The 17,662-nt window shown below is 69.1% G+C and carries 15 protein-coding genes and 2 tRNA genes; 10 read left to right on the top strand and 7 right to left on the bottom strand.

Features of this window, described 5'->3' with window-relative positions; translation table 11 throughout:
- The first annotated feature begins 58 nt into the window (after nt 1-58).
- Both AC792_RS08435 and AC792_RS08430 read left to right on the top strand, forming a co-directional pair.
- Nucleotides 59-1,165 (top strand): hypothetical protein, encoded by a 1,107-nt coding sequence (locus AC792_RS08435; protein ID WP_049830092.1) that lies wholly within the window; start codon nt 59-61, stop codon nt 1,163-1,165.
- Between the two features lie 67 nt (nt 1,166-1,232).
- Complete coding sequence (locus AC792_RS08430; protein ID WP_200903386.1) at nt 1,233-1,661, top strand: nucleotidyltransferase domain-containing protein; 429 nt, start codon at nt 1,233-1,235, stop codon at nt 1,659-1,661.
- Nucleotides 1,662-1,684: 23 nt separating this feature from the next.
- Here the strand turns inward: AC792_RS08430 and AC792_RS08425 are convergent, their stop codons facing one another.
- The 4 genes from AC792_RS08425 to pepN all read right to left on the bottom strand — a co-directional run bounded on the left by AC792_RS08425 (nt 1,685) and on the right by pepN (nt 5,978).
- Nucleotides 1,685-2,113: a globin gene (locus AC792_RS08425; RefSeq protein WP_326947945.1), complete on the bottom strand. Its 429-nt coding sequence runs from the start codon at nt 2,111-2,113 to the stop codon at nt 1,685-1,687.
- A 128-nt stretch (nt 2,114-2,241) separates the two neighbouring features.
- Entirely contained in the window at nt 2,242-2,868 is a 627-nt protein-coding gene (locus AC792_RS08420) for a mechanosensitive ion channel family protein (protein ID WP_049830091.1), read from the bottom strand.
- On the bottom strand, nt 2,865-3,344 hold the full coding sequence (locus AC792_RS08415) for an OsmC family protein (protein ID WP_049830117.1): 480 nt from the start codon (nt 3,342-3,344) through the stop codon (nt 2,865-2,867). Before AC792_RS08415 ends, AC792_RS08420 begins: the two co-directional genes overlap by 4 nt.
- A gap of 72 nt (nt 3,345-3,416) precedes the next feature.
- Complete coding sequence (gene pepN / locus AC792_RS08410; protein ID WP_049830090.1) at nt 3,417-5,978, bottom strand: aminopeptidase N; 2,562 nt, start codon at nt 5,976-5,978, stop codon at nt 3,417-3,419.
- Between the two features lie 201 nt (nt 5,979-6,179).
- On the opposite strand from pepN, the gene AC792_RS08405 reads away from it, so the two are divergent.
- Entirely contained in the window at nt 6,180-6,650 is a 471-nt protein-coding gene (locus AC792_RS08405) for a ribose-5-phosphate isomerase (RefSeq protein ID WP_049830116.1), read from the top strand.
- Nucleotides 6,643-7,527 (top strand): Fpg/Nei family DNA glycosylase, encoded by an 885-nt coding sequence (locus AC792_RS08400; protein WP_049830089.1) that lies wholly within the window; start codon nt 6,643-6,645, stop codon nt 7,525-7,527. The genes AC792_RS08405 and AC792_RS08400 overlap by 8 nt, the downstream gene beginning before the upstream one ends.
- Nucleotides 7,528-7,602: 75 nt before the next feature.
- Here AC792_RS08400 and AC792_RS08395 read toward each other — a convergent pair.
- Nucleotides 7,603-7,673, bottom strand: a tRNA-Gly gene (locus AC792_RS08395).
- Between the two features lie 112 nt (nt 7,674-7,785).
- On the opposite strand from AC792_RS08395, the gene AC792_RS08390 reads away from it, so the two are divergent.
- The 5 genes from AC792_RS08390 (at nt 7,786) to clpX (ending at nt 12,427) form a co-directional block, all read left to right on the top strand.
- Nucleotides 7,786-7,859, top strand: a tRNA-Pro gene (locus AC792_RS08390).
- A gap of 69 nt (nt 7,860-7,928) precedes the next feature.
- Nucleotides 7,929-9,365, top strand: a complete 1,437-nt coding sequence (tig, locus tag AC792_RS08385) for a trigger factor (protein ID WP_049830088.1) — start codon at nt 7,929-7,931, stop codon at nt 9,363-9,365.
- A 248-nt stretch (nt 9,366-9,613) separates the two neighbouring features.
- A complete protein-coding gene (locus AC792_RS08380) occupies nt 9,614-10,240 on the top strand; it encodes an ATP-dependent Clp protease proteolytic subunit (protein WP_326947933.1) in 627 nt (208 codons plus the stop codon).
- Nucleotides 10,241-10,287: 47 nt separating this feature from the next.
- Complete coding sequence (locus AC792_RS08375) at nt 10,288-10,962, top strand: ATP-dependent Clp protease proteolytic subunit (protein WP_049830086.1); 675 nt, start codon at nt 10,288-10,290, stop codon at nt 10,960-10,962.
- A 172-nt stretch (nt 10,963-11,134) separates the two neighbouring features.
- On the top strand, nt 11,135-12,427 hold the full coding sequence (gene clpX / locus AC792_RS08370; RefSeq protein WP_049830085.1) for an ATP-dependent Clp protease ATP-binding subunit ClpX: 1,293 nt from the start codon (nt 11,135-11,137) through the stop codon (nt 12,425-12,427).
- Nucleotides 12,428-12,497: 70 nt separating this feature from the next.
- On the opposite strand, the gene AC792_RS08365 is transcribed toward clpX, so the two are convergent.
- Complete coding sequence (locus tag AC792_RS08365) at nt 12,498-14,000, bottom strand: glyceraldehyde-3-phosphate dehydrogenase (RefSeq protein ID WP_082177588.1); 1,503 nt, start codon at nt 13,998-14,000, stop codon at nt 12,498-12,500.
- 238 nt (nt 14,001-14,238) lie between these two features.
- Between AC792_RS08365 and AC792_RS08360 the strand changes: the two genes are divergently transcribed.
- Complete coding sequence (locus AC792_RS08360) at nt 14,239-14,856, top strand: mycothiol-dependent nitroreductase Rv2466c family protein (RefSeq protein WP_049830084.1); 618 nt, start codon at nt 14,239-14,241, stop codon at nt 14,854-14,856.
- A 130-nt stretch (nt 14,857-14,986) separates the two neighbouring features.
- Here AC792_RS08360 and valS read toward each other — a convergent pair whose 3' ends face one another.
- Entirely contained in the window at nt 14,987-17,611 is a 2,625-nt protein-coding gene (gene valS, locus AC792_RS08355; RefSeq protein WP_049830083.1) for a valine--tRNA ligase, read from the bottom strand.
- Nucleotides 17,612-17,662 lie beyond the last annotated feature (51 nt).

The following is a 17,662-nucleotide window of genomic DNA, read 5'->3' as shown; positions in this document are numbered from 1 at the left end:
CCTGCCGGACCGGGACCGGTCGGCTCGGGCCGGCTCGGGACTCTCCTATCCTGGGAGGATGGAATCCCCCCGTACCAGGCGAAGGATCGCCGTCGGCTTCCTGGCTGATCCCGACCTCCCCATGGTGGTGGCGCAGAAGCTGCGGCCCGTCCTCATGCACCTGCTCCGGACGATGCTGGATACCGACGTCGACTGGCGCGTCGAGGTGGAGCAGCGGTCACTGCCCATGGACGCTGACGGCGTGGTCGAACTGAACCTCCACTCGCAGGAGCTGCGGACGGAGCTGGGGTGGGACTACCTCGTCTATCTGACGGACCTGCCCAAGTACGCCGAGCACAAACCGATGGTGTCGAGCGTCAACACCGGCTACGGGACGGCGATGATCGCCCTGCCCGCACTCGGTGTGATGCGGATGAAACGGGTGCAGCGGGTACTGCTGCAGGCCGTCGGAGCGCTGCACGGCGTCGAGGACGTCCGCTCCCTCGGCCGGGGCAAGATCTCGAAGGCGGTGGCCCCGCTCTCCCCGGAGCGGTCCGTCAGCGCCGCCGACTCGAACGAGAACTCGTACGAGACACTCGCCGGTCTGCGTGGGCGGCTCCAGCTCCTGGCGGGGATGGGCCGGGGCAATCGTCCGTGGAGGATCGTCCCCGGGGTGTCCCGTGCGATGGCCGCAGCGGCGGCCACCGGCGCCTTCGGGGGGTTCTACACGAGCATCTGGAGCATGGCGGACTACCTCAGCCCGCTCAGGCTGGCCGCCGTCAGCCTCCTGTCCATCACGATCATGACCATCTGGCTGATCAGCTACAACAACCTGTGGGAGCGTCCCGTCGGAGGGCTGAGGACCGAACGGCGGGTCACCTACAACGCGGCGACGCCCGTCACGATCCCCATCGCGGGCTCCGCGATGTACGTCGGCCTCTTCGCCCTCCTCCTCGGGGCAGCGCTGATCGTCATCGACGGCGACTACCTGTCCTTCCAGCTGGGCTACGACACCCATTTCGACGAGTACGTGAACCTCGCCTGGTTGTCCGCGTCGATGGGGACGATCGCGGGAGCCCTCGGCTCGAGCCTGGACGACGAGGAGGCCGTGCGGAAGGCGACCTTCAGTTCCCGGGAGTACCAGCGCAGGCAGCTCTCCGGGAAGACCCCAGGGGCGGGCACGTGATCCGTCCGCTCACCGGGCACCGGCGTCGGGCACCGGGGCCCGGCCGGTCCACGACGGGATCGCCCCGGTGCCGGTGAGGCTGAAGTCGCGCAGGCGTGCGGTGGCGCACCTGCTCGAGGAGCTGACGGAGTGGGCCCGGGCCGATCCGGCCGTGGGTGCCGCCGTGCTGGTGGGGTCCTACGCCCGCGGGGCCGAGCGCATGTCCAGCGACGTCGACGTGGTGGTCCTCGGCGACACTCCCGATGCCCTCGAGGATGCGGCGTGGTTCACCCGCCTCCGCCCGGGGTCGCGCCTGATCCGCTCCGCGACCTGGGGCCCGGTGCGTGAGCGCCGCTTCCGTCTGCGGTCGGGATTGATCGTGGAACTCGGCATCGCGCCCTCGAGCTGGGCGGAGGTCCCGCTCGACGCCGGCACGGAGCGTGTGCTGCGCGACGGGCACCGGATCCTGTACGACACGGGGGTTATGGCCCATGCCTCCGCAGCCGTTGCGCAGTGATGCCCCCGGGCGCGTGAGGGGTCTCAGTCCGCGGCGTTGACCATCGAGTGGGCGGACCGGTCGAGGTAGTCCCACAGCGTGGCCTCGTGCAGGGGTGCCAGCTCCAGGCTGTCCACCGCCGCCCGCATGTGCCGGAGCCAGTGGTCCCGCGCCTCGGGTCCCACACGGAAGGGCATGTGCCGCATCCGGAGCCGGGGGTGCCCGCGCTGCTCCCCGTAGGTCTTCGGGCCGCCCCAGTACTGTTCCAGGAACAGCAGGAGGCGTTCCTTGGCGGGCCCAAGATCCTGTTCGGGGTACATGGGACGCAGGACGTCGTCGTCCGCCACCCCGCTGTAGAAGGCGTCCACCAGTTTCACGAAGGTCTCGTGACCGCCCACCGCCTCGTAGAAGTTGTCGGTGTACTGCGGCTGGGTGAAGCCCTGGCCGGCCGTGACGAGGCGCTCCACGGGCAGGGGCGCCCGAGCTCCTCCGGGTTGCAGCGGGAGGGGAGCGCCGGAGCCGGGACCGACGTCGGTCACCGCACCGCTGCCCACCTCCGGACCGGGGTGGGGCCGGTTCTCGCCGGTGGGATCCTGGGTGCTCATACCTGTCCTTCCGCGGCCGGGGCCGTTGCCGTGCTGGTGGTCGGGGGGACGTACGTGCCCTGCGAGCGGTTGCCCACCTTCGTGATGTCACCGTTGCGGACGTACCAGATCGCGCCGTCCGCATCCACCATGCGGGTGATGCGCAGGCCGAGCGACTGCACCACGCCCACGGTGTCACCCACCTCGATGGTGTCACCGATGCCGTACTGGTCCTCGATGGTGATGAAGAAACCAAGGAAGGCGTCCCGGATCACCTCCCGCGCACCGAAGCCGATGGCGATCCCCACGATCCCCACGCTCGCCAAGATCGGCCCGATGTTGAAGCCGAGGGCCTCGATCGCCATCAGCCCGGCCACCACGGAGATGGTACCCGCGCAGACGCTCGAGAGCAGGCCACCGATGGTGGCGGCCCGCTGCGAGCGCCGGGCGGTGTCGAACGGGCGCAGGGCGGGTTGGGCCCAGGCGAGGTGGGGTTTGCGGAACACGGCATGCCCCTGCTGCACACGTTTGACCGAGCGGGCGATGAGGAACCTCAGGACGAGCCAGAGGACCACGGCGCACACGATGATGATCACCGCGCCGATGACCTGACCGCCGTACCCGAGGTCGGGGAGGATGTTCATGGGACGACCTCCGGGGAGATGGGCTCGTGGTGGACGGGGAAGTCCAGTGAGCGTGCGATGAAGCAGAGGCGATTCGCCTCGGCGTGCAGGGCGTCGGCGCGCTCCCGCTCCGACTCGTCCTCCAGCCCCACGCAGGGACGCAGCACGATGCCCGTGAACTCACCGCTCCCGTCGCGGTTCAGGCGCAGCGTCCCGGTCGCGGCGTCCGAGTAGTCGGTGACCGTGATCCCCGCCTTCACCGCCACGTGGAGGTAGGAGAGCATGTGGCACTGCATGACGGCGCCGAGCAGCAGCTGCTCCGGGTTCCAGCGGTCCCTCGAGCCGTGGAAGGTGGGGTCGGCGGTCCCGGCCAGGAGTCCCGGGCCCTCGGCGTGCACCTCGTGGTCACGGCTGTAGGAGCGGTACCCGGACGTCCCGGTCCCGAGATTGCCGGTCCAGCGGATCTGCGCCTCGTAGGTGTGGTCCTGCAGGTTCATCGAGCTCACCTCGTCCTCGTTCTCTTCCGGTGTGCAGAGGGGCGACAACGACGGCCGCCCCTCCACGTCCGCCTAGCGGTCCGCCACCTGCGCCCTCAGCGCACGCTCCACCCCGTCGCGGCTCTCGAGGACCAGCCGCCGCAGGGACGGGGAGTCCTCCCCGAGCTCGGCGAGGAAGGCGTCCGTCCGCTCCAGCGTCTCCTGCCCGGTCAGCAGCGAGGGATAGAGACCTACCACGATCTGCTGGGCGATCTCGGAGGTCCGGGTGGCCCAGACGTCCCGGACGGCTCCGAAGTACCGTTCCACGAACGGCGCCAGGAGCGTGCGGTCGTGCACCCGGGTGAAGCCCCCGATCATGGCGCGCTGCGTGGAGTTCGGGAGATCGGCGGACTCCACCAGGGCCGTCCACGCCGCCTCCTTCGCCTCGCTCGTGGGGATCGCCGCACGTGCGGACGCCGCGGCCAGGTGACCCGTCGCCGTCGTGTCCGCGCCCAGCTCGGCGTCGATCTCCGTGGTCCCGGCCCGCCCGCCGGCCACCAGGGACGTCAGCAGCTCCCAGCGCAGGTCCTGGTCCACGGCGAGGCCCTCGGGCACGCGCTCCCCGGAGAGCATGCCCTCCACGGCGTCCAGCTGGTTCCCGGTGGCGGCGTGCGCCGAGAACGCCCGCACGAACTGGAGCTGCGCATCCGATCCGGCGTCGGCGGCGAGCACCAGCTCCAGGAGGGTGTCCGCGGCGGTGCTGCCGAGCGCCTCACGCCGATCGGGGTGCACGTAGGAGCTCAGGGCCGTGGCCAGTTGCCGCAGGAGCACGAGGACCACGGAGGAGTCCGATTCCGCGCCGACGTTGCGCAGCACCAGCTCCACGTAGTCCCGGGCGGGGGTCTCGCCGTCACGCGCCGCGTCCCAGGCGGACGCGAGCACCAGGGTGCGGGGGAGCGAGTCGGCGAAATCCTTCACGTGCTGCACCGAGGTCCGCAGCGACGCCGGGTCGAGGCGGATCTTCGCGTACGCCAGGTCGTCGTCGTTCAGGAGCACGAGCGCCGGCTGCTTCCTGCCAACGAGGTCCGGCATGTCCGTGCGCTCGCCGTCCACGTCGAGCTCCAGGCGGTGCGTGCGGACCAGGGTGCCGGTCTCGTCGAGGTCGTAGAAGCCCACCGCCAGGCGGTGCGGGCGGATGGTGGGGAAGGCGTCGATCGCGCTCTGCAGGATCGCGAAGGAGGTGAGCACGCCGGCGTCGTCGGTGGTGAACTCGGGGCGGAGGGTGTTCACCCCGGCCGTCTCCAACCACAGCGCCGACCACTGCTTCAGGTCCCGCCCGCTGGCGGCCTCGAGCTCGTCGAGGAGGTCCGGGAGCTCGGTGTTCTTCCAGGCGTGCTTGGCGAAGTACTGACGCACACCGGCCATGAACGCCTCCTGGCCCACCCAGGCCACGAGCTGCTTGAGCACCGAGGCGCCCTTGGCGTAGGTGATGCCGTCGAAGTTGACCTGCACGTCCTCGAGGTCCTCGATCTCGGCCACGATCGGGTGCGTGGAGGGCAGCTGGTCCTGCCGGTACGCCCACCCCTTCTCCAGAATGGCGAAGGTGGTCCAGGCCTGCTCGAACTCGGTGGCCTCCGCCGCGGCGAGCGTGGACATGAACTCCGCGAAGGACTCGTTCAACCAGAGGTCGTTCCACCACCGCATGGTCACGAGGTCGCCGAACCACATGTGCGCGAGTTCGTGGAGGATCGTGATGGCCCGGCGCTCCACCGTGGCGTCCGGCACGCGGGAGCGGAACACGTAGGTCTCCACGAAGGTCACGGCTCCGGCGTTCTCCATGGCCCCGGCGTTGAACTCGGGGACGAAGAGCTGATCGTACTTCTCGAACGGGTACGGGGTGCCGAACTGCTCCTCGTAGAAGGCGAAACCCTTCCGGGTCAGGTCGAAGACGTTCTCGGCGTCGAGGTACTGGATGAGGGACTTCCGCGTGAAGACCCCGAGCGGCACGGTCCGGCCGTCGGAACCGGTGAGCTCGCTGCGCACGCTCCGGTAGGGACCCGCGATGACCGCCGTCACGTAGGAGGACATCACCGGCGTCGGCTCGAAGTACCAGGTGGAGTACGCACCGGTCGCGGCGTCCGACTCCGCCTGCACGGGCGCCGGCGTGGGCATCACCGAGATGACGTCCCAGTGCGACGGCGCGGTCACGGAGAACCGGAACCGGGACTTCAGGTCCGGCTGCTCGAAGACGGCGAAGACGCGGCGCGAATCGGGCACCTCGAACTGCGTGTAGAGGTACACCTCACCGTCCACCGGATCCACGAACCGGTGGAGCCCCTCGCCGGTGTTCATGTACGGCATGTCCGCCTCCACCACCAGGGTGTTGGTGGCCGCGAGGACGGGCAGCTGGATGCGGACGCCGTCGGACACCTCCGCGGGATCGAGCTCGACGCCGTTGAGCTCCACCCGGTGCACGGTGTCCGTCACGGCGTCGACGAACGTCGAGGCGCCCTGCTCCGCGTCGAAGGAGACCACCGTGGTGGAGCCGAACACGCGCTCGCCGCGCGAGAGGTCCAGGGTGATGTCGTAGGAACGGACCGTGAGCAGCTCGGCGCGCTCGCGGGCTTCGGTGCGCGTCAGGTTCAGACCGGGCAAGGAGCGCCTCCAGGGGTGTCGGGGTACCGGACGGGTCCGGTGAGGGCGTGTCCCATACTGCCACCTGGTGCGGACCGTTCGAGGTGTCGACCGGGAGTCGGCGCCCGGGACTACGCTTGAGGAGTTCCGCCGAGCCCGGCGGCCACCCCCTCCACCAGCCCCCGGATCATCACCGGTGCTCCCCGAAGGAAGTTCATGCCCATGCGCGTCCACCTCGCCACCGATCACGCAGGCATGGAACTCAGTGCCCACCTGCTGACCCACCTCACCGCGAACGGTCACGACGTCGTCGACCACGGACCCACCGCCTACGACGCGGAGGACGACTACCCCTCGTTCTGCATCGACGCGGCCGAGGCCGTGGTCTCCGATCTCGCGGCGGGGCGCCAGGCGCTCGGGATCGTGCTCGGCGGGTCCGGCAACGGGGAGCAGATCGCGGCGAACAAGGTGCACGGCGTACGCGCGGCGCTGGCCTGGAACCTGGACACGGCGCGCCTGGCCCGCCAGCACAACGACGCCAACGTGATCGCGGTGGGCGGCCGTCAGCACTCCGTGGAGGAGGCCACCGCCCTGATCGACGCCTTCCTCGCCGAGCCGTTCAGCGACGCCGAGCGGCACCGCCGCCGGATCGCGCAGATCGCGCGGTACGAGGAAACGGGATCCGTTGCCTGAGGGCCATTCCGTCCACCGGCTCGCCAACCAGTTCGCCTCGGTGTTCACCGACGAGAAGCTCGCGGTGTCCAGCCCGCAGGGCCGCTTCGCGGCGGGTGCCGCCCTGCTCGACGGCGCAATCCTGCTCAGCTCGCTCGCGCACGGCAAGCAGCTGTTCCTCCGCTTCGACGAGGACCGCGTGCTGCGCGTGCACCTCGGCCTCTACGGCAAGTGGACCTTCGGCGGTGACGCCACGTTCCACACGGCGTCCAGCATGACCCTGCCCCGGCGCGGGGAGTCCGAGGCGGTGTCGGGCGACGACGACGGCGCCTCCGGTGACTACACCGGACCTCCCGCCCCGGTGGGTGCGGTACGTGCCCGGCTGGTCTCCGCACACGGGTGGGCGGATCTGCGCGGCCCCACCGCCTGCGAGGTGATCACCGCGGCCGAGGAGGGGACCGCGCGGGCGAAGCTCGGCCCCGACCCGCTGCAGCCCGATGCCGACGGCTCGGTCTTCCAGCGCAAGGTGATGTCCAGCATCACGCCGGTGGGGATCCAGCTGATGAACCAGGCGGTGATCGCGGGCATCGGCAACATCTACCGGGCCGAGGTGCTGTTCCTGCAGGGGATCAACCCGTGGCGGCCCGGCAAGCAGCTGCGCGAGGACGAGGCCGCGGGGATCTGGGCGGACACCGTACGCCTGATGGAGGACGGCGTGCGGGAAGGCCGGATCATCACCACCACGGCGGAGGCGCGGCAGGGGCGCCCGAAGCGATCTGCACCCAACTACGTGTACAAGCGCACCGGGGAGCCGTGCCGGCACTGCGCGACGCCGATCCTGACGGCGGTCATGGCCGCGCGGAACGTGTTCTGGTGCCCGAGGTGCCAGGCGGACTGAGCCGCGGAAGAGGTGCAGGAAGCAGCACACCCGGACACGGGTGTCCGGGTGAGGTGGGGCCGTAGCTCCGGGAAGAGGGGATGACGGGAATCGAACCCGCGTAATCAGTTTGGAAGACTGAGGCTTTACCATTAAGCTACATCCCCGCGGGGGCACTGCAGATGCCCCGCTGAACGCCTACAATCACACCACAGCCCGCTCGCTATCGCCAAATGTGCGGGGTGAGCGCAAAGATGCGTAGACTGACACTCGCACTTACGGGGTGTAGCTCAGCTTGGTAGAGCGCCTGCTTTGGGAGCAGGAAGTCGCAGGTTCAACTCCTGTCACCCCGACTCTGCCGTGTGACAAGGCAAGTGCCTCCGCTGCAGAACCAATCCCCATCATCTCAGGAGTCCTACGCTGTGAAGAGCGCTGTTGAAACCCTAACCCCCACCCGGGTGAAGCTGAACGTCGAGGTCCCCTTCGAGGAACTGAAGCCCAGCATCGACGAGGCCTACAAGACCATCGCCACCCAGGTGCAGGTCCCCGGGTTCCGCAAGGGCAAGGTTCCCCAGCAGCTCATCGACCAGCGCGTGGGCCGCGGCTACGTCATCGAGACGGCCATCAACGACGGCCTGAACGGCTTCTACCAGAGCGCCGTCCAGGAGACCGGGATCCGGCCGCTGAGCCGTCCCGAGGTGGAGATCACCGAGGTACCGGATCCCGCCAAGAAGGACGGGCAGCTCACCTTCACGGTGGAGCTGGACATCCGCCCCGAGATCGAGCTCCCCGAGTACAAGGGCCTCGAGGTCACCGTGGCTCCCGTCGAGGCGTCCGACGAGGACGTCGAGACGTCGATGGACGAGCTCCGCGGCCGCTTCGGTACCCTCAGCGCCGTCGACCGCCCCGCGAAGGACGGCGACTTCCTCACGATCGACCTCACCGCATCCGTGGACGGCGAGGAGGTGGACTCCGCCCAGGACCTCTCCTACCAGATCGGCTCCGGGACCATGCTCGAGGGCATGGACGAGGCCGTCACCGGTCTCTCCTCCGACGAGGACGCCACGTTCGAGACCAAGCTCGCCGGTGGCGAGCACTCCGGCGCCGACGCCCAGGTGAAGGTGATCGTGAAGGCCGTCAAGGAGCGCGAGCTCCCTGCCGTGGACGACGAGTTCGCCCAGCTGGCCTCCGAGTTCGACACCGCCGAGGAACTGCGTGCGGATCTCGCCAAGCAGGCCTCCGAGGCCAAGCTCATGGACCAGGGCGTGGAGGCCCGCGACAAGGTCCTGGACCTGCTCGTGGAGCTCGTCGCCGTCCCCGTCCCCGAGAGCGTCATCGAGGAGCAGCTCGAGCAGCACTTCAACGGCGAGAACGCCCACTCGGCCGGTGAGAACCACGACACCGAGGAGCACCGCGCGGAGATCCGCACCAACACGGAGCGCGCCTTCCAGAACGAGGTGATCCTCGACGCCGTCGCCGAGAAGGAGGAGGTGGGCGTCAGCCAGGCCGAGCTGATCGACTACATCGTCTCCACGGCCGGCCAGTACGGCATGGAGCCCAACCAGTTCGCTCAGATGCTGGACCAGAGCGGTCAGGTGCCCATGATCGTCGGCGAGGTACGCCGTCGCAAGGCCCTCGCGAAGGTGCTCGAGTACGCGACGGTCACCGACACCGACGGTGCCGCCGTCGACCTCAGCGATTTCGTCAGCGCCGCCGACGAGGAGCCCGAGACCATCGACGCCACGGACGCCGGCAACGACGACGCGGTGGATGCCGCGGAGGTTGCCGCGGACGACGCGGTCGAGTCGGACACGACCGGGTCCGAGGGTGCGGGCACGCAGGGGACCGACGCCAAGTAGTCCTCCCGATTCCTCCAGCGGTGCCGCAGCCCCCCGGGCTGCGGCACCGCTGTCGTTTCCCCGGCCCCGTGTCCGGGCGAACGGCCCTGGAGGGGCGGTCGCGTGGGCCCCCGGCCACCGTGCGCCGTCAGCGAACAGTTCTCCGCGCAGGACCATGTGGGCGCGCGTCCGCGTTAGTGTCCAAGAAGAGATCAACGGACGGGACGGCCGAACTGGTGCCGGCCCGCCAGAGCGAGAGGTCAACGCACATGGCAACCGAACCAAGCACCCCGAGCATGGCCGGCCCCGAGATGGGCAGTCGTGACGAGTACATCTACACGCGGCTCCTCAAGGAGCGCATCATCTGGCTCGGTTCCGAGGTCCGCGACGACAACGCGAACGCGATCTGCTCGCAGCTGCTGCTGCTGTCCGCCGAGGACCCCGAGCGCGACATCTTCCTCTACATCAACTCGCCCGGCGGGTCGGTGACCGCCGGCATGGCGATCTACGACACCATGCAGTTCATCCCGAACGACGTCGTGACGGTGGCCACCGGACTGGCCGCCTCCATGGGTCAGTTCCTGCTGTCCTCGGGCACCAAGGGCAAGCGGTACGCCACCCCCCACGCCCGCATCCTGATGCACCAGCCCTCCGGTGGCATCGGCGGAACGGCCACGGACATCCGCATCCAGGCCGAGCTGATCCTGCACATGAAGCGCGTGATGGCGGAGCTCACCGCCGAGCAGACCGGCCAGACCGTGGAGACCATCCTCAAGGACAACGACCGCGACAAGTGGTTCACGGCACAGGAGGGGCTCGACTACGGCTTCTTCGACCACATCTCCGCGCACTCCGGCTCCGTGACCGGCGGTGGCGGGACCGAGCAGACGTCCTAGCCCGCTTCCAGCCCCCAGTACTCACCAGTCGTCCTACAGGAGACACCATGAACCACGATTTCCAGGCAGCAGCGGGTTCGAAGGCGCAGAACCTTCCCACGAGCCGCTACATCCTCCCTCAGTTCGAGGAGCGCACGCCCTACGGCTTCAAGCGCCAGGACCCCTACACCAAGCTCTTCGAGGACCGCATCATCTTCCTCGGCACGCAGGTGGACGACGCCTCGGCGGACGACGTCATGGCGCAGCTGCTCGTCCTCGAGTCCACGGACCCCGAGCGGGACATCACCCTGTACATCAACTCGCCCGGTGGTTCCTTCACGGCCATGACCGCGATCTACGACACCATGCAGTTCATCCGCCCCGAGGTCCAGACGGTGTGCCTCGGCCAGGCCGCCAGTGCCGCAGCGGTGCTGCTGGCGGCGGGAGCACCGGGCAAGCGCCTCGCGCTGCCGAACGCCCGCGTACTGATCCACCAGCCTGCGCTCTCGGGTGGTCAGGGTGGCCAGGCCTCGGACCTCGAGATCCAGGCCGCGGAGGTCATGCGGATGCGTACCTGGCTCGAGGACACCCTCGCGCTGCACACCGGGCGCACCACCGAGCAGGTCAACCTGGACATCGAGCGCGACAAGATCCTCACCGCAGCCGATGCCCGCGACTACGGCCTGGTGGACGAGGTCCTCGCCTCGCGCAAGATCACCCCGCCGAAGATCAACACCCCGTAAGAGGTGCCGCGCCGTTCCCGGGGACAGTGTCCCGCCGCCCGGGACGGCGCCCTCGGGGAGGCCCGTGGTGCCGGACGGCACCACGGGCCTCCCCGGTCCCGGCTCCCCGGATCCGGGGGTGCCGTGGCCTACAGTTGTTCTAGCAATTGCGTTTACCCGAGGGGACTGATCCATGGCTCGCATTGGTGAGAGCACCGACCTGCTGAAGTGCTCCTTCTGTGGGAAGAGCCAGAAGCAGGTCCGCAAGCTGATCGCCGGTCCCGGCGTGTACATCTGCGACGAGTGCATCGACCTGTGCAACGAGATCATCGAGGAGGAGCTCTCCGAGGTGGCGGACCTCGGCACGTTCGAACTCCCCAAGCCCCGCCAGATCTTCGATTTCCTCCAGGAGTACGTGGTGGGCCAGGAGCCCGCCAAACGTTCCCTCGCCGTCGCCGTGTACAACCACTACAAGCGTATCCAGTCGGGCAGCGGCACGCGTGCCGCGGGAACACTCGCGGACGCGGCCGACTCCGAGGACGTCGAGATCGCGAAGTCGAACATCCTGCTGATCGGTCCCACCGGGTGCGGCAAGACCTACCTCGCCCAGACCCTCGCCCGCCGCCTGAACGTGCCCTTCGCCGTGGCGGACGCCACCGCGCTCACCGAGGCCGGGTACGTGGGCGAGGACGTGGAGAACATCCTCCTGAAGCTCATCCAGGCCGCGGACTACGACGTCAAGAAGGCCGAGCAGGGCATCATCTACATCGACGAGATCGACAAGATCTCGCGGAAGAGCGAGAACCCGTCGATCACCCGCGACGTCTCGGGGGAGGGCGTGCAGCAGGCACTCCTGAAGATCCTCGAGGGCACGGTGGCCTCCGTCCCGCCGCAGGGCGGGAGGAAGCACCCGCACCAGGAGTTCATCCAGATCGACACCACCAACGTGCTGTTCATCGTGGCGGGAGCGTTCGCGGGCCTGGAGGAGATCATCGGCTCCCGTGCCGGCCGGAAGGGCATCGGGTTCGGTGCCCCGCTCAGCTCGCTTACCAGCGAGGAGGCCAGCTACGGCGACGTCATGCCCGAGGACCTGCTGAAGTTCGGTCTGATCCCCGAGTTCATCGGACGCCTGCCCGTGATCACCACGGTCACGCACCTGGACCGTCCGGCGCTCATGCAGATCCTCACCGAGCCCAAGAACGCCCTGATCAAGCAGTACCAGAAGATGTTCCTGCTGGACGGCGTCGAACTGGTCTTCGAGCCGAAGGCGCTCGAGGCGATCGCCGACCTCGCACTGGATCGTGGCACGGGGGCCCGTGGGCTCCGCGCGATCCTGGAGGAGGTCCTCCTGCCGGTCATGTTCGATCTCCCGAGCCGGGAGGACGTCGCCACCGTGGTGATCACGGACGACGTCGTCGGAAAGCGTGCCGAACCCACGCTCATCTCCCATGAAGTGGTGTCCAAGCGCCGCAACAAGTCCGCCTAGCGCGCGCTCGGTACCCGAAGCAGGAGGAGCCCGGCCGATCGGCCGGGCTCCTCCTGCTTCGCACCACCGGTCAGGCGTCGGAGCCCGGTCCCTGATCGGTGGGAGCGCCACCGGTGCTGGCGGAAGGGTACGACGGCGGGTGGACGCCGGCCATCTCCTCCATGACGCGGACCACCTGGCAGCTGTACCCGAACTCGTTGTCGTACCAGACGTAGAGCACCAGGTGGACCCCGTCGGCGATGGTGGCGAGCCCGTCGACGATGCCCGCACGCCGTGATCCGACGAAGTCCGTGGAGACCACCTCGGGGCTGTCGATGTAGTCGATCTGCTTCCGCAGCCCGGAGTGGAGCGAGGCCTCCCGCAGCTGCGTGTTGACCTCCTCGCGGGTGGTCGCCTGCTCGAGGGTGAGATTGAGGATGGCGATGGACACGTCCGGGGTGGGAACGCGGATGGAGCTCCCGGTCAGTCGTCCGGCGAGCTCCGGGAGCGCCTTCGCCACGGCGGTCGCGGCACCGGTCTCCGTGAGCACCATGTTCAGTGCCGCCGAGCGCCCCCGCCGATCGCCCCGGTGGAAGTTGTCGATCAGGTTCTGGTCGTTCGTGAAGGAGTGCACGGTCTCCACGTGCCCGTGCACCACGCCGAACCGGTCGTGGATCACCTTCAGCACGGGCGTGATGGCGTTCGTGGTGCAGGACGCCGCGGTGATGATGCGGTCCCCGGGCTCGATGGCGCCGTGGTTGATGCCGTGCACGATGTTCTTCAGGCCGCCCTTGCCCGGCGCCGTGAGGAGGACCTTGGCCACCCCCGTGCTCCGCAGGTGCTGGGACAGTCCCTCCTCGTCACGCCAGCGCCCCGTGTTGTCCACCACGAGGGCGTCGGAGATGCCGTACGCGGTGTAGTCGATGGCGGCGGGGTCGTCCGAGTAGATGACCTGGATCCGCACGCCGTTCGCGGTGATGGTGTCCGCCTCCTCGTCCACCTGGATGGTGCCCTCGAAGGATCCGTGCACGGAGTCCCGGCGCAGCAGGCTGGCCCGCTTGATGAGATCGTTGGAGGACCCGCGCCGCACCACCACGGCCCGGAGCCGGAGGCCGTACCCGCCCCCGTTCTTCTCGATGAGCAGCCGGGCCACGAGGCGCCCGATGCGCCCGAACCCGTAGAGCACCACGTCCGTGCTGGTGCGCTCGTCACGGCCGCCCCTGCCCACGACGTCTGCGAGTTCCGTCCGGACGAACTCCTCGAGGGACCGGCCGTCACCGGCGGCCACGGAGGTGTCGTAGGCCAGGCGCAGCCGCCCGAGGTCGATCGCGGCGGCACCGAGGTCCAGTCCGGCCAGGAGCTCCAGGAGCGGGGCGGTGTCCTCGAGCCGGAGTTCCTCGGTGGTGATCCGCCGGGCGAACCGGTGCGCCTTCAGGATGGCCATGGTGGACTTGTTGATCAGGCTGCGTCCGTGGATGCTCGTCACCACGTTGTTCCGGCGGTAGAGCCGTCCGATCAGCGGGATCATGGCCTCGGCGAGCGCTTCACGCTCGAGCCAGGTGTCATGTTTCTCGGTCCGGTTCCCCTGCGTCACGGTGCGTCCCCTCGCTCGATCGGCGGTCGGTGCCGGGTCGCCCCGTCCGGCCGCGAGGCCCGGGTGACGCCAGCCGTCATCGCCTGGTGTTGTGTGCTCCCATTAGACCGTGGACCACGGCGACGGACCAACTCGGGAGCCGCCACGCGTCATCTCCGGAGCGGAATAGGTGCCCTGGGACCGGGGTTGCACCGGAAGAGGCCCCGGCGGCCTGACCCCGAGTAGCAAGGAGTACCTCATGAGCGAGTCCACTGCCCCCGAGAAGGCCGATTTCTGGTTCGATCCCCTCTGCCCCTTCGCCTGGATCACCTCGCGCTGGATCGGCGAGGTGGAGCAGGTCCGCAACATCTCGGTGGACTGGCACGTCATGAGTCTCTCGGTGCTCAATGAGGGCCGGGATCTGCCCGAGGAGTACCAGGAGACCATGCTGAAGGGGTGGGGCCCGGTGCGGGTGATCACCGCGGCACGCGAGCTGCACGGCGAGGAGTACGTCAAGAAGCTCTACGACGCGATGGGTACGCGCATCCACATCGGGCAGAACAAGGACTTCGACGTCGTCATCCGCGAGTCGCTCGACGAGGTGGGTCTGCCCGTGGACCTCGCACGCCAGGCCGGTACCGACGAGTACGACACCCAGCTGCGCGCCTCCCACCAGGACGGCATCGACCGCGTGGGTGACGAGGTGGGCACCCCCGTGGTGGCCTTCAACGGCACGGCGTTCTTCGGCCCCGTGCTCACCCGCATCCCGCGCGGCGAGGAGGCCGGACGGATCTTCGACGGTGCCGTCCTGATGTCGGGGTTCCCGGGCTTCTTCGAGCTCAAGCGCTCCCGCACCGAGAGCCCGCAGTTCGACTGACCCTCGAGCACGCCTACCCGGGTGGGGGAGTTGCCCGACGGCTCCACCCGGACGTGAAGGAGGGGCCCACCGATCGGTGGGCCCCTCCTTTGCGTCCCGGGACGACGACGTCGTCACCGGCGGACGCCGGTCACTCCGCGGGCTGCGGTACCAGCTCGACGTCGGACACGCTCAGGTTCCCCTCGCCCTCGGCGAGGCGGAGGTCCTTCGCGTTGCCGGCGGCCAGCAGATCGGCGAGACCAGCGCGCAACTGCTCCACCTGGGCTACGGGGGCGGTGACGACGGCGGTCTGGACCTCCGTGCGCTGCTTCACCTTCGCCTCGGACTTCGCCTTCCGGAGACCTCCGAGTGCCAGCGCCACCGCGGTGAGCACCTCCGGGTCGGCCGCCGCGGGCAGTGCGGGCAGTTCTTCGGAAGTCGGCCAAGCGGCGTGGTGCACCGATCCGCTGCGCCACCAGCTCCAGACCTCCTCGGTGGCGAACGGCAGGAACGGGGCGAACAGGCGTAGGAGCGCATCCAGCGTGGTCGCCAGCGCGGTCTGCACGGACTGCGTCGCCGGATCCTCGGCGTCCCCGTAGGCGCGGTCCTTGACGAGTTCCACGTAGTCGTCCGTGAAGGTCCAGAAGAAGGACTCCGTGAGCTGCAGGGCCCGCGCGTAGTCGTACTTCTCGAACGCCGCGGTGGCCTGCTCGGTGACGGTGCGCAGCTGCGCGAGGAGGGAGAGATCCAGGGCGTTCGAGACGCGCTCGATCGTCCCTGCGCCGACGGACGCCTCCGTCACGCCGAGGTTCAGCACGAACTTCGAGGCGTTGAGCAGCTTGATGGCCAGGCGCCGCCCGATCTTCATCTGGTTCACCTCGTACGCGGTGTCCGCGCCGAGCTTCGCCGACGCGGCCCAGTAGCGCACCGCGTCCGCCCCGAACTGCTCCAGCACGTCCGTGGGCACCACCACGTTGCCCTTGGACTTGGACATCTTCTTGCGGTCCGGGTCGAGGATCCAGCCGGAGAGCGCCGCGTGCTTCCAGGGCACGGAGCCCTGCAGGGCGTCGGCACGCACAGCGGTCGAGAACAGCCAGGTGCGGATGATGTCGTGCCCCTGCGGTCGCAGGTCGAAGGGGAACACCTTGCCGAAGAGGTCCTCGTCCCGCGCCCAGCCGCCCACGATCTGCGGGGTGAGGGAGGACGTCGCCCACGTGTCCAGGACGTCGTCGTCGCCGACGAAGCCGCCCGGCTGGTTGCGTGCCGACTCCTCGAACCCGGGGGCGGGCTCGGCGGCGGGGTCTACGGGCAGCGACTCGGGCGCGGGGACGATCGGGCTCCCGTACTCCGGCTCGCCGTCGGCGTCGAGCCGGTACCAGACCGGCACGGGCACACCGAAGAAGCGCTGGCGGGAGACCAGCCAGTCGCCGTTGAGCCCCTCGATCCAGTTCTCGTAGCGTGAGCGCATGAAGGACGGGTGGAAGTCGATCTCGCGGCCGCGGCTGATCAGGGCCTCCCGCTTGCCGGCGTCGCGTCCACCGTTGCGGATGTACCACTGGCGGCTGGTGACCACCTCGAGGGGCTTGTCGCCCTTCTCGTAGAAGTTGACCGGGTGGGTGATCTTCTTCGGCTCGCCGTCGAGGTCGCCGCTCCCGCGGAGCATCGCGACCACGGCCTCCTTGGCGCTGAAGATGGTCTTGCCGGCCACCTGTGCGTAGTTCTCCCGGGCGCGTGCGGTGGCGATCCACTCGGGCGCCTCGGAGCGGATACGTCCGTCACGGCCGACGACGGCGCGGGTGGGCAGCTGCAGCTCGCGCCACCAGGTGACGTCCGTGAGATCACCGAAGGTGCAGATCATCGCGATGCCGCTTCCCTTGTCCGGCTTCGCGAGGGGATGCGCCTTGATCTCCACCTCGACGTCGAACAGGGGTGAGGTCACGGTGGTGCCGAAGAGCGGCTTGTAGCGCTCGTCGTCCGGGTGGGCCACGAGGGCCACGCATGCGGGCAGGAGTTCGGGCCGTGTGGTCTCGATGTGGATCCGCTGCCCGTCGGAGGCGTGGAAGCCGATGCGGTGGTACGCGCCGGGCTGCTCGCGGTCCTCCAGCTCGGCCTGGGCCACGGCGGTGCGGAAGGTGACGTCCCAGAGGGTGGGCGCCTCGGCGAGGTAGGCGTCCCCGGCATCCAGGTTCTCCAGGAAGGCGCGCTGCGAGACGGCCCGGGAGGTGTCGTCGATGGTGCGGTAGGTGAGGTCCCAGTCCACGGAGAGCCCGAGGGTGCTGAAGAGGTTCTCGAAGACCTGCTCGTCCTCGACGGCGAGCTCCTCGCAGAGCTCGATGAAGTTCCTGCGGGACACGGCGTCGAAGTCGCGCTGGTTCTTCGCGGGTTCGGCCGGCGGGCGGTAACCGGCGTCGTAGGCCACCGACGGGTCGCAGCGCACCCCGTAGTAGTTCTGCACGCGGCGCTCGGTGGGCAGGCCGTTGTCGTCCCAGCCCATCGGGTAGAACACGTTGGCGCCGTTCATGCGCTTGAAGCGGGCCATGACGTCGGTCTGCGTGTAGGAGAACATGTGCCCCACGTGCAGTGAGCCGGAGGCCGTGGGCGGCGGGGTGTCGATCGAGTACACCTCGTCGCGCGTGGTGTCACGGCGGAAGGCGTACGTGCCGTCCTCGCGCCACTGCCGGGAGAGTCTCTCCTCGAGACCCTCGAGCGCGGGCTTGTCAGGAACGGAAACGGGCTGGGAGGAGGGCGTGTCTGTGCCCTGGGGGGTATCGGCCATGGGTCCATTCTTCCCTACCCGCGGCGCCGTGCCTGTCGAGCACGCGGACGT

This window comes from Arthrobacter sp. RIT-PI-e (assembly GCF_001187915.1).
Classification (GTDB): Bacteria; Actinomycetota; Actinomycetes; order Actinomycetales; family Micrococcaceae; genus Arthrobacter_D.
This window is presented reverse-complemented; position numbering and strand designations above follow the sequence as displayed.

Bases quoted from the DNA above. Each gene is read 5' to 3' on its own strand.
- AC792_RS08415 (WP_049830117.1), bottom strand. From the start codon at position 3,344: ATGAACCTGCAGGACCACACCTACGAGGCGCAGATCCGCTGGACCGGC.
- AC792_RS08435 (WP_049830092.1), top strand. From the start codon at position 59: ATGGAATCCCCCCGTACCAGGCGAAGGATCGCCGTCGGCTTCCTGGCT.
- AC792_RS08380 (WP_326947933.1), top strand. From the start codon at position 9,614: ATGGCAACCGAACCAAGCACCCCGAGCATGGCCGGCCCCGAGATGGGC.
- valS (WP_049830083.1), bottom strand. From the start codon at position 17,611: ATGGCCGATACCCCCCAGGGCACAGACACGCCCTCCTCCCAGCCCGTT.
- AC792_RS08375 (WP_049830086.1), top strand. From the start codon at position 10,288: ATGAACCACGATTTCCAGGCAGCAGCGGGTTCGAAGGCGCAGAACCTT.
- AC792_RS08420 (WP_049830091.1), bottom strand. From the start codon at position 2,868: ATGAACATCCTCCCCGACCTCGGGTACGGCGGTCAGGTCATCGGCGCG.
- AC792_RS08360 (WP_049830084.1), top strand. From the start codon at position 14,239: ATGAGCGAGTCCACTGCCCCCGAGAAGGCCGATTTCTGGTTCGATCCC.
- AC792_RS08405 (WP_049830116.1), top strand. From the start codon at position 6,180: ATGCGCGTCCACCTCGCCACCGATCACGCAGGCATGGAACTCAGTGCC.
- clpX (WP_049830085.1), top strand. From the start codon at position 11,135: ATGGCTCGCATTGGTGAGAGCACCGACCTGCTGAAGTGCTCCTTCTGT.